We start from the raw sequence: 10357 nt of genomic DNA, 5'->3' as shown, positions 1-10357 counted from the left end.
CGCATCATCTCCTCGACCGCCGAGGCGGCGCGCGCCGGCTGCTCGCGCAGCTTCTGCAGCTGGTCCGGGTGGCGCAGCAGCGCCAGAAGGCCGTTGCCGATCAGGTGGCTGGTGGTCTCGTGGCCGGCGCCGAGCAGGATGGTCACGTTGGCCACCAGTTCCTCCTGGCTGAGCCGCTCGCCATGCTCCACGGCTTGCACCAGCGCAGTCAGCAGATCGTTCTGCGGCGCCAGGCGGCGCGCTTCGCTGAGCTTCGTCAGGTACTCTGTCAGCTCGGCCAGGCTGCTGGCGGCGCGGTCCATCAGCTCGGGCGCGTGCGGCACACTCCCCAGGATGGCGAACAGGTCGTCGGACCACTGCTTGAAGCGGGCGCGCTCCTCGGCCGGCAGCCCCAGCATCTGGGCGATGACCATGATGGGCAGCGGATAGGCCAGGTCGTGGATCGCGTCCATGCGGCCTCTCGCCTCGACCGCGTCCAGCAGCTCGTCGACGATGCGCTGGATGTGCGGCTGCATCCGGTTCACGGCTGCGGGCGTGAAGGCGCTGTTCACCAGCCCGCGCAGGTGCGTGTGATAGGGCGGGTCGGTGTAGAACATCGTTTGGGAGAACGCGTGATAGACCGGTTCGGCCACCTGCTGTTCGGATTCCGGCAGACGCTCGAAGCCGCGCTTCAGGCCCTGGGCGCGCGAGAAGCGCGGGTCGGTGTAGACCGAGACGATATCCGCGTAGCGGGTGAGCATCCAGAAGCCGTGTTCTTCGTCCCAATGTACGGGATCTTCGGAGCGCAGCTGCGCGTAGAAAGGATAGGGATCGGCGCGCACTTCCGGGCGGAGCAGGTTCGAGAAGCCCAGTCTTTCGTTGGTCGACGTCAGCACCTGAGAGGCTCCTGTAGGTCGGCAGCCCTCCTTTGTAGCAAGTTCGTTCACAAGAGGCACACGCCTGCCCAGGCCGGACGATCTCCTCTCCGCTGCGAGGGCACGCTATCGTGCTGAACCTGTTCCGCACGAAGGCCGGGGAGAACTGACCTCCATGACGCTTGAAATGCCACCCTGCGATGACCGCCCCATCTGGGACGTGTGGCTCTCACTGCTGTGGCTGCCGGCCGTTACGGTGGCCGACGAGCTCGAGATCTTCGAGTCGCTCGCTCGCGAGCCCGCCACGCCGGTGGAGCTCGCCGTTCGTCACGGCTTCGACCTGCGCGGCATCGAGATCCTGCTCTCGTTGCTCACGTCGCTGCGGTTCTGCGTCTCGCATCTCGGCCGCTACCAGGTGACCGAGCCCACGCGCAGCTACCTGCTGCGCACGAGCCCGTTCTACTGGGGAGGCGTGTTCGTCCGGCAGCGTACGTCCAATCCCATCCATGGGGCCATTCGCGGGGCGATCGTGAAGAAAGGCCACCGCATCGTCGGCCAGGCCGCCGCCGAGCCGCCGGTGGAGATGTGGGAGAGCGGCCAGATGACGCTGGAAGCCGCCCGAGGCATCGCCGCGTTCATGCACAGCCATTCGCTCGCGGCCGCCACGGGCATGGCCCTGCGCACGAACCTCTCCGGCGTGAAGCGCTTGCTGGACGTGGGTGGCGGCTCGGGCTGCTTCTGCATCACTCTCGCCCAACAGAATCCGCAGCTTCGCTGCACGATGATGGACCTGAAGCCGATGTGCGAAGTGGCGCTCGAGTACATCACCGCGGCCGGAGTCTCAGAGCGCGTGGGCGTGCAGCCCGTCAACATGTTCCAGGAAGCATGGCCGGCCGGGCACGATGCCATGCTCTTCTCGAATGTCTTTCACGACTGGGGCCCGGAGACGAACGCGAAGCTCGCTGCCAATGCGTTCGCGGCCCTGCCGCAGGGTGGCCGCATCCTGGTCCACGAGATGCTGCTCGATGATTCGGGCAATGGCCCGGTCACGACGGCAGCCTTCTCGGCACTCATGCTCGCGAACACGCGTGGCCGTCAGTTCACCTTCCAGCAGGTGAAGTCGATGCTCGAAGAAGCGGGCTTTGCCGACATCGACGTCGTGCCTACCTACAGCTACTACTCGGTGGTGAGCGGCACCAAGCGCTGAGCCGGCGCGCTCCTCAACCCACGAGCTGCTGGACGGCCTGGATGATCTGGGGAGCTTGCGGCGCGAACATGTTCGCGAGCGGGGGGCTCGCCGGGACGGGTGTGTCAGGGCCGGTGAGCCGGAGGATGGGCCCCTTGAGCGCACTGAAGGCCTTCCCGGCGACGATCGCCGCGAGCTCGGCACCGACTCCGCAGGTGCCGCTCGCCTCGTGCACCACGACGAGCCGGCCTGTCTTGCGCACACTCGCCAGCACCGCCTCCTCGTCCAGCGGCTTGATGGTCCGCAGATCGATCACCTCCACGGAGACGCCCTGCTCCGCCAGGGTCGCCGCCGCCTCGAGCGCCGTCTGGACCAGCCGTCCATAGGTGATGACGGTCGCGCTCTGCCCCTCACGGACCACGGCGGCCTTCCCGATGGGGATGAGGTGCTCTCCCTCGGGGATCTGCCCAGGCACGTGCTCCAGGGGTATGTCGTGGAAGAAGATGACGGGGTTGTCGTCGCGGATGGCGGACTTCAGCAGCCCCTTGGCCTCGGCCGCGGAGGAGGGCATCACCACCTTGATGCCGGAGGCATGCGCGAACCAGGCCTCGAGGTTGTGACAGTGGTGGGCGCCGTAGAAGGGGACAACCCCTGTGCTCACGAGCACGACGAGGGGGAACGAGAACTGTCCGCCGGACATGTACCGTTGCTTGCCCGCGCTGTTGATGAGCGGCTCCATGGCGTAGGTGAGGAACGGCGCGTAGAGCAGATCGACGACAGGCCGCAGCCCCATGGCCGAGGCTCCCACCGCCGTGCCGGCGATGATGCCCTCCGACAGTGGAGTGGTGCGGACCCGCTTCGGCCCGTAGGCCTGCCGGAGCTGGCTCCACTTGACGGTCGCTCCCTCGCCGAAGGTCAGCACACGGGGGTCACGCGCCATCTCTTCGAAGATGGCTTCTTCGATAGCCTGCAACATCGTCAGGGTCTTCATGGGCGAGGCGCACCTTTAGGCAAAGACGTCGGTGAGCAGCTCCTCGGGGCCGGGGTAGGGAGACTCCATCGCGAACGCGACCGCCCGCTCTACCTCCAGGTCCACCTCGCGCTGCATCTGCGCCCGCGCCTCGTCGGACAGCACGCCCGCCTGGGCCAGGCGCTGAGAGAGCGCAACGAGGGGATCACGCGCCCACCCGGCGGCCTGCTCCTCCGCATCGACATAGTGCATGGGATCGAGCACGGCGTGTCCCCGTAGCCGGGGGCAGTGGGTCTCCAACAGGAAGGGCCGGCGCTCCTTGCGCACGTAGGCCTGAGCGGCCTGAGCGGCCTCGCGGACAGCCTCGAGGTCCGTGCCGTCAATGCTCTGGCTCTTGATCCCGTAGGACGCCGCGAAGTCGGCGATGCGCGCGGTCGGTAGCGCTTCCTTGACGGAGACGAAGGCCTGCCAGTTGTTGTTTTCGCAGGCGTAGAGGATGGGCAGCTCCCAGAGGGCCGCGAGGTTGAGGGACTCGTGGAACACTCCCTCGCACGCGCCGCCATCGCCGAAGAAGCAGGCGACGATTCCGGAGGAGTCCTGCATGGACGCACCCAGCGCGATTCCCGGCGCCAGCGACAGCTCAGCGCCCACGACCGTCGAGGTGAGCATGATCCCGAGCTCGCGAATGGAGAGGTGCAGGTGGGAGGCCTTGCCCTGGCAGTAGCCGGTCCGCTTCCCTAAGATCTCGGCGAGCACCCGCCCCGGATCCGCGCCGCGTGAGAGCAGGTGGCTCATGCTGCGGTGGTTGGTGAGCAGGAGATCGTCAGGGCCCAGGGTGTCAATCACGCCGAGGGCGGCGGCCTCCTGGCCCGTGGACGCGGCGATCATCGGTGCCTTGCCTTCGCGGCAGAGCGCTCCGAGCCGATCCTCGAGGGTCCGGATGAGCAGCATGCGGCGAAGAAGGTCCTGGAGGGGGAGGCCCAAGTGTCAGCTCACGAAGTGTCGGGGAGTGGTGGGGCTGAATATAGGCCGGGAGTTCACCGCGGGGTAGGGCCAGCTGCCTCGTCAGAGAGACTGCTGGAGCGGGAGCGTGAGCGTGGCCGTGGCGCCCTTGCCGGGACCTTCGCTCTCCAGCAGGAGGCTCCCCCCCATCACCTGCGCCGCCAGCGCGCTCGAGTGCAGGCCAAAGCCATGACCCTCCTTGCGCGTGCTGAAGCCATGCGCGAAGAGCTGCTTGCGGATCTCCTGCGTGAAGCCCATGCCGCTGTCCACCACCTGGATCCGGGCCACATTCTCCAGGGCCGCGAGCCGCACGGTCAGGTGACGCTGCCCCTCGGGGACCTCGTCCATGGCGTACTTGGCGTTGCTGATGAGGTTGATGAGGATCTGCAGCACCTTGTGCTTGTCCACCCGCCCCCTGGGCATGGAGGCGAACTCGCGCTTCACGGAGATGCCGTGGCGCTGCAGCGCGGCCAGCTGGAAACGCAGGCTGTCTTCGATGAGCTGGACAAGGTCCCACTCATCGAGAATGAGTGAAGTCTTGGCGTAATCCTGCTGCACTCGGACGATGGCACGGATGTGCTCGATGTGCAGGCCCATCTCACCCAGGCTCGCTCGGAGCTGGGTCCGCTCGTGGCGGAGCTCCTCGGTGAGGGCCATGAGGTAACCCGGCAGGACGCGGCCACGCGGGTCGTGCGTCAAGAACCCCACCAGATCATCACCGTGCTCCTTGAGCATGGCGGAGAGCTGAGCCGCCCGGTCCAGGCGCGAGGACTCGACCGCAGCGCGCATCTGCTCCAGGTTGATGACAGCGCTGGTGAGGACGTTGCCGACGTTGTGCAGCACATTGGAGGCAATCTCCGCCATGCCCGCCGCGCGGGCAGTGTCCACCAGCTGGACCTGAGCCTGCTTGAGCTCACGCGTGCGCTCCTGCACTCGCCGCTCCAGCTCGTCGTTGGCGCTGCGCAGGGCGGCCTCGGTGCGCTGGACCTCGGCGTACAGCCGTGCGTTCTCGATCGAGATGGCGGCCTGCGAGGCGAGCTGCCCCAGCAGCGTGATGCGGGCCGGTGTGAACGCCCCGGAGGCGAGCCTGTTCTCCAGGTACATCACTCCCGACAGCGACTCCTGGCGCAGCAACGGCAGGCAGAGCACGGACCTGGCTCCGCTGTGCTCGAGGTAGGGGTCGGACGAGAACGGGTGAGACACCGCCGCGTCGCCGATGAGCACATGCTCGTGCGTACGCCGGACGTAGGAGATGATCGTCCAGGGCAGAGCGGCCTCTGCCTCCTCGTGCGACAGGGCCTGCGCGCCGCCCGAGGCGCTCTCCGTGTCAGCCGCGACCACGAGCTTGTCACCGCGCGGTAGCAGCAGGGCTCCACGCTGGGCCCCCGCATTCTCGGTGGCGACCCGCATGAGCGTGGACACCAGCCGCTCGAGGACGATCTCGCTGGAGACGGCCTGCTGAGCCTTGACCACGGCGAGCGCGTCGATCTCCCTGGACTCCGAGGTGGTGGTGCTGGTGGCGCTCGAGGGGGCTGCCGAGCTCACAAGGGACGGCCACAAGGCGTCCAGCTGCTTGACCTTGCCCTGGGCTCCCCACTGCGCGTACGCCTCCCGGGCCTCGCGCGCGTAGGCCTCCGCGATGAAGGGGGCCTGTCGCTTGCGGTAGAAGTTCGCCGCCAGCTCGCACACGAGGGCCACGTGCTGGATGAAGGCGTTCTCACGAGCCTCGCGAAGGGCCTCCTCGTACTCGGGGAGCGCTTCGTCCAGGCGTCCCCGGATGCGGGCCAGCTCCGCGGAGACCAGCCGCTCGAGCGCGCGGAAGGTCTCAGGGCAGTTGCCTGCCCACTCCTCGAGCTGTTGCCGGTGCGCCTCGGCAGCCTCGAGGTACCGCTGCAACTGCTCCTTCTCCGCCCCCTCGCAGCACGCGACCAGGGTCAGGGCGCGGAAGAGGTGATAGTCCAGGAGCGGAATGATGCCGGTGAAGGACCAGACGAACCTCGCCGCCTTGTCCCCCGCTTCACGGGCCTCCGCGTAGGAGCCGCACATGAAGCGTGCCTGCATCTTGGCGAGCCAATACTGGCACACCATGGTGCTCATGTGGGCCGGCGTCAGCCCGGCCTCGAAGGCCCTCTCGTCGAAGCCCTCCCCGTCCAGCGTGCCGAGCGAGGGCGAGCGGTCCCGCAGCTGCTGCACATAGCGCACGACGATGAGGGTGGTCTCCATCACCCCCACGAAGCCGGTCTTGCGCATGAAGTCCATCCGGGTGACCGCGTCTTCGTAGACGTCGTCCAGGGTGTGCCCCATGGCCAGCCGGTTCCAGACGATATGGCCGACGATATAGCAGGCGAACACGTAGCTGTTGGTCTGGAGCGCGTGCTGGAAGCTGCTCAGGGCGAGCTCATGCGCGGCGGCCAAGGGTCGGCACCAGTAGCTGATCATCTCCAGGTTGAAGAGCGCCCGGACCCGCTCGTTGGACAGGTTGTACCGATCGACGAGCGCGCAGGCGAGCACGCCATAGGCGTAGCCCTCCTGATAGCTCTTGAAGAACTTCCCGAGCAGCACTCCGAGCGAGCTGTACCCGATCACGGACTCGTTGGTGTTGCCGTAGCGGAGGCTCAGGGAGACCATCCGGCAGACATGGAGGATGAGCAGGTTGTTGTCGGTGAAGTAGGCCGATGGGAAGAGGCGGGCCAGGAGGCTCATCACCGGCTTCATGTCCGCGTCCGTCATCAGCGGCAGCTCGACGAGGCTCTCGATGGGGCGAGCTCCCAGCAGGGCCTGGACCTCCTCGCGGGCGGCCACGGCCTCCTCCCATGAGGGATGCGGCTGCATCGGCATGCCCAGCAGGGCCAGTCCTTCCAGGAGGCCGGCGACGGAGGCCTCGATCTCGCCGGCGATGAGGTGCACCTCATGCATCAGGCCGTAGGCGGCGGCGATGTCCGCCCGGCTCCGGGCTCGGGAGCGCAGCCCCTCCAGCAGGCGGCGGGCCTTGGCGGCGTTGCCGCTCATGAGCTCGCTGCTTGCTTGATCGAGCTGCACCTTGAAGGCCAGCGCGTGGTCCATCTCCCAGGGGTCGCCCGGGATGAGCGCGAAGGCCATCGAGAGATAGGCGGCGGCCGAGTCGTGCGCGCTCGAAGCCCGGGCCCTCCAGCCCGCCTCGGCGTTCAGGCGCGCGAGGCGGTGGCGCTCCTCGGGACTGTGGATCAGCTCCACCCCGGTGTTGAGCTGGCTCACGATCTCGAAGAGCTTCTCGCGCCCCTCCTCGGGAGACAGGCTCTCCAGCAGCAGGCGCCCGATGCGCAGGTGGATCGCCTTGCGCGCTCCTTCGGGGATGAGGGCATGCGCCGCCTGCTGGATGCGGTCGTGCAGGAACCGGTACTGCTCCGGGGCGCTGCGCACCACCAGGCCCTCCTGGAGCGCCGACTCGAGGCCACGCTCCGTCTCGCCCGCCTCCATGCCGGAGATGATGGCCAGCATCCCGAGGGAGAAGCTGTTTCCCACGCACGCCGCCAGGGTGAGCAGGTGCTGGGTGCTCGCAGGAAGCTGGTGCAGGTTGCGAGCCATGAAGTCGACGATGTTGTCGGAGTACCCCTTGGCCCGGACACCCTCGGCATCCCACCGCCATCCCCCCCCGGGCGCGCGGCTGAGGAGGCCATCGTGGTGCAACGCCAGCATCAACTGGAGGAGGAAGAACGGGTTGCCGCCGGTCTTCTCGTGGACCTGCTCCGAGAGGGGCACGATGAGCTCCGCCCTCGCGCCGGGGAGCGCATCGCCGACAAGGTGCTGGAGCTGCTCCAGGCTCAGCGGCTCGAGTTGGAGGTCGGTCACCGGGGTCTTCGCCTTGCGCACCTCCCCCAGCGTCATCGTCAGCGGGTGGGAGGGGCTGACCTCGTTGTCGCGGTAGGCCCCGATCCACAGCGTGGGTGGCGCGTCCTCCTCGGTGAGGAGGGACTGGAGGAGCCTGAGGCTGGCCAGGTCCGCCCATTGCAGATCGTCCAGGAACACGACGAGCGGGTGCTCGGCGGTGGCGAAGACTCCGAGGAACTGGAGGAACGCCCGGTTGAAGCGGTGCTGCGCCTCGGTGGGCGGAAGCTCCAGGACTGCCGGCTGCGGGCCCATGACGAGCGCGAGCTGCGGCACCAGCTCCACGATGAGCTGGCCGTTGCCCTGGAGGGCCTCCTGCAGGCGCTCACGCCACCAGGCGACCTCCTCGTCGGTGCCCGCCAGCAGCTGCTGCACCAGCCCACGGATGGCTTGGGCCAGGGTGGCGTAGGGAACATCTCGCTGGAGCTGATCGAACTTGCCGCTCAGGAAGAAGCCTCGCCGCTGAACCACGGGCTTGTGCAGCTCGTGGACCACCGACGACTTGCCGATGCCGGAGTAGCCGCGGACCAGGATGAGCTCGGGCCTCCCTCCGCTCGCGATCCGCTCCAAGCCCTGGAGCAGGGTGGCGACGTGGGCGTCGCGCCCGTAGAGCCGCTGGGGGAGCTGGAAGCGGCTGGGGATGTCGCGCTTGCCCAGCACGAAGTGCTCGAGGGCACCCCGGCGCAGGCCCTCCACACACTCCGCGAGGTCGTACCTCAGCCCCTCGGCGCTCTGGTAGCGCTCCTCGGCGACCTTGGCCAGGCACCTCATCACGATCGCGGACAGCACGGGCGGGACGCCGGAGATGAGCTCGTGCGGTGGCCTCGGCAGCTGTGCCATGTGGGCATGGAACCACTCGAGCGCGTCACGCCCCTGGAACGGCCGGGCTCCCGTGAGGAGCTCGTAGAACGTCACGCCCAGCGAGTAGAAGTCGGTGCGGTAGTCCACCGAGCGGTTCATGCGCCCGGTCTGCTCCGGAGACATGTAGGCCAGCGTTCCCTCGATCAGGTGGGTCGAAGCTGCGTCCACATGTTCGGTTCGCTGGAGGGTGGCGGCGCCAAAGTCGATGATGCACGGCTCGCCCGAGGGGGGGAGGATGATGTTGGAGGGCTTGATGTCCTTGTGGATGACGCCCCGGAGGTGGATCTCCGCAAGGGTCGAGCTCAGGGAGACGGCCAGCTCGAGGAAGCGGGCGACCTCGAAGGGTTTGCCCGCAGCCTCGGAGAGGGCCACCCCCTGCACCTCCTCCAGGATCAGGACAGGGCGGCCGTTGACCCGCTCGCAGCCATAGGGCCGGGTGACGCCGCGCACGCCCAGGAGCCGCTGCAGGATGCTGTACTCCCGGCGATACCGCTCGTCCTCGCGCGGGCCGACGGCGGGGCCCACCGGCGTCTTGATGATGACCGATGCGCCATCCGCCTCGTGCACCGCCTGAAACAGCATGTTCGAGCCATTGACGCGGACCGGACGATGGATCGTGTAACCCGGGAGCTTCAACATGGATGGGAGTCCACCGCCTGGGCCGCGCTCACGCAAGGCCCCGGAGCTGCCGCCTCAGAAGAGCACGCGCTGGACTCCCGCCGCCTGGAAGATGTAGTCCCTGGACGCCTCGAGGGCGGCGCGGAGGTGGGCCCAGTTCACGTCGACCAGGGCTCCTCGCCATTTTCGGATCTTTCCCGCGACGATGACCGTGTCCACGTTGCTGCGCTCCATCAACGTCACGACGGCCCCCGGCACATTGTTGAGCGGGGCCACATTGATGGCATCCGCCCTCAGCAGGATGATGTCGGCCTCCTTGCCCGGAGTCAGCGAGCCGATCTTGTGGGAGAGACGGGCCCCCCGGGCCCCCTCGACCGTAGCGAAGCGGATCACATCGCGGGACGTGAGGAGCTCGGGCAGGTTCGTCTCGCCATTCAGCGCGCGCTCGTTGATGAGCGCCCGCTGAAGCGTGAAGACGGTCCGCATCTGGGTGAAGAAGTCCGCGGTCATCGTGCACTCGACATCGGTGCTGAGCGCGGGCTGGACGCCATGATCGAGCGCGGCCTGGATCGGCGGCATGCCGTGCCGCATGGCCATCTCGATCGGGGCCGCCAGCGAGACGCTCGCACCCGACTCGGCGATCGCCTGCCAGGAGCCCTCCGAGATGCGGGTGGCGTGGATGAAGTCGAGGTCAGGTCCGAGCAGGCCCTCACTCGCGAGCTGCTCCACGAGCGTCGCCTGGTCGAGGCTGCCGACGAGGTGAGACACGATGTGCAGCCCGTTCTGGCGCGCGATCGCCCAGTAGGTCCGGAACGCAGGGTCGAACACCTCCCCGCCCATGGCCAGGGTCAGGAGCTGATCGGTCGAGGAGAAGTACTGGCTCCGGATCCGCTGGAGATCATTCGGGAAGATGTTGCCGGGGCCCGCGCCCGGTGAGTACACGAAGACCGAGCGACGGCCCGCTTCCTGAAGCCCCCGGATGGCTGCATCGGTGTGCTCCGG

6 protein-coding genes are annotated in these 10357 nt (G+C 67.8%); 1 reads left to right on the top strand and 5 read right to left on the bottom strand.

Going from position 1 to position 10357, the window contains the following annotated elements; genetic code table 11:
* A partial coding sequence (locus tag VD972_RS15115; RefSeq protein WP_324987296.1) for a cytochrome P450 occupies positions 1 to 875 on the bottom strand: 875 nt, incomplete at its 3' end.
* Between the two features lie 154 nt (positions 876 to 1029).
* Between VD972_RS15115 and VD972_RS15110 the strand changes: the two genes are divergently transcribed.
* The gene (locus VD972_RS15110) at positions 1030 to 2061 is read left to right on the top strand and encodes a methyltransferase (RefSeq protein ID WP_324987293.1); all 1032 of its coding nucleotides are present in this window, start codon (positions 1030 to 1032) and stop codon (positions 2059 to 2061) included.
* 13 nt (positions 2062 to 2074) lie between these two features.
* Here VD972_RS15110 and VD972_RS15105 read toward each other — a convergent pair whose 3' ends face one another.
* The 4 genes from VD972_RS15105 to VD972_RS15090 all read right to left on the bottom strand — a co-directional run.
* A complete protein-coding gene (locus VD972_RS15105; protein ID WP_324987290.1) occupies positions 2075 to 3031 on the bottom strand; it encodes an alpha-ketoacid dehydrogenase subunit beta in 957 nt (318 codons plus the stop codon).
* Between the two features lie 15 nt (positions 3032 to 3046).
* The gene (locus VD972_RS15100; RefSeq protein WP_324987287.1) at positions 3047 to 3961 is read right to left on the bottom strand and encodes a thiamine pyrophosphate-dependent dehydrogenase E1 component subunit alpha; all 915 of its coding nucleotides are present in this window, start codon (positions 3959 to 3961) and stop codon (positions 3047 to 3049) included.
* A 114-nt stretch (positions 3962 to 4075) separates the two neighbouring features.
* Positions 4076 to 9376, bottom strand: coding sequence for a trifunctional serine/threonine-protein kinase/ATP-binding protein/sensor histidine kinase (locus tag VD972_RS15095; RefSeq protein ID WP_324987284.1), 5301 nt, complete (start codon positions 9374 to 9376; stop codon positions 4076 to 4078).
* A 54-nt stretch (positions 9377 to 9430) separates the two neighbouring features.
* Positions 9431 to 10357, bottom strand: a 927-nt coding sequence (locus VD972_RS15090) for an amidohydrolase family protein (RefSeq protein WP_324987281.1), incomplete at its 5' end; no start/stop codon positions are given.

Origin of the sequence: Hyalangium sp. (assembly GCF_035629615.1) — a bacterium.
In the GTDB taxonomy this organism is placed as follows: domain Bacteria; phylum Myxococcota; class Myxococcia; order Myxococcales; family Myxococcaceae; genus Hyalangium.
The sequence above is the reverse complement of the archived record's forward strand: the minus strand, read 5'-3'. Positions and strand labels throughout refer to the sequence as shown.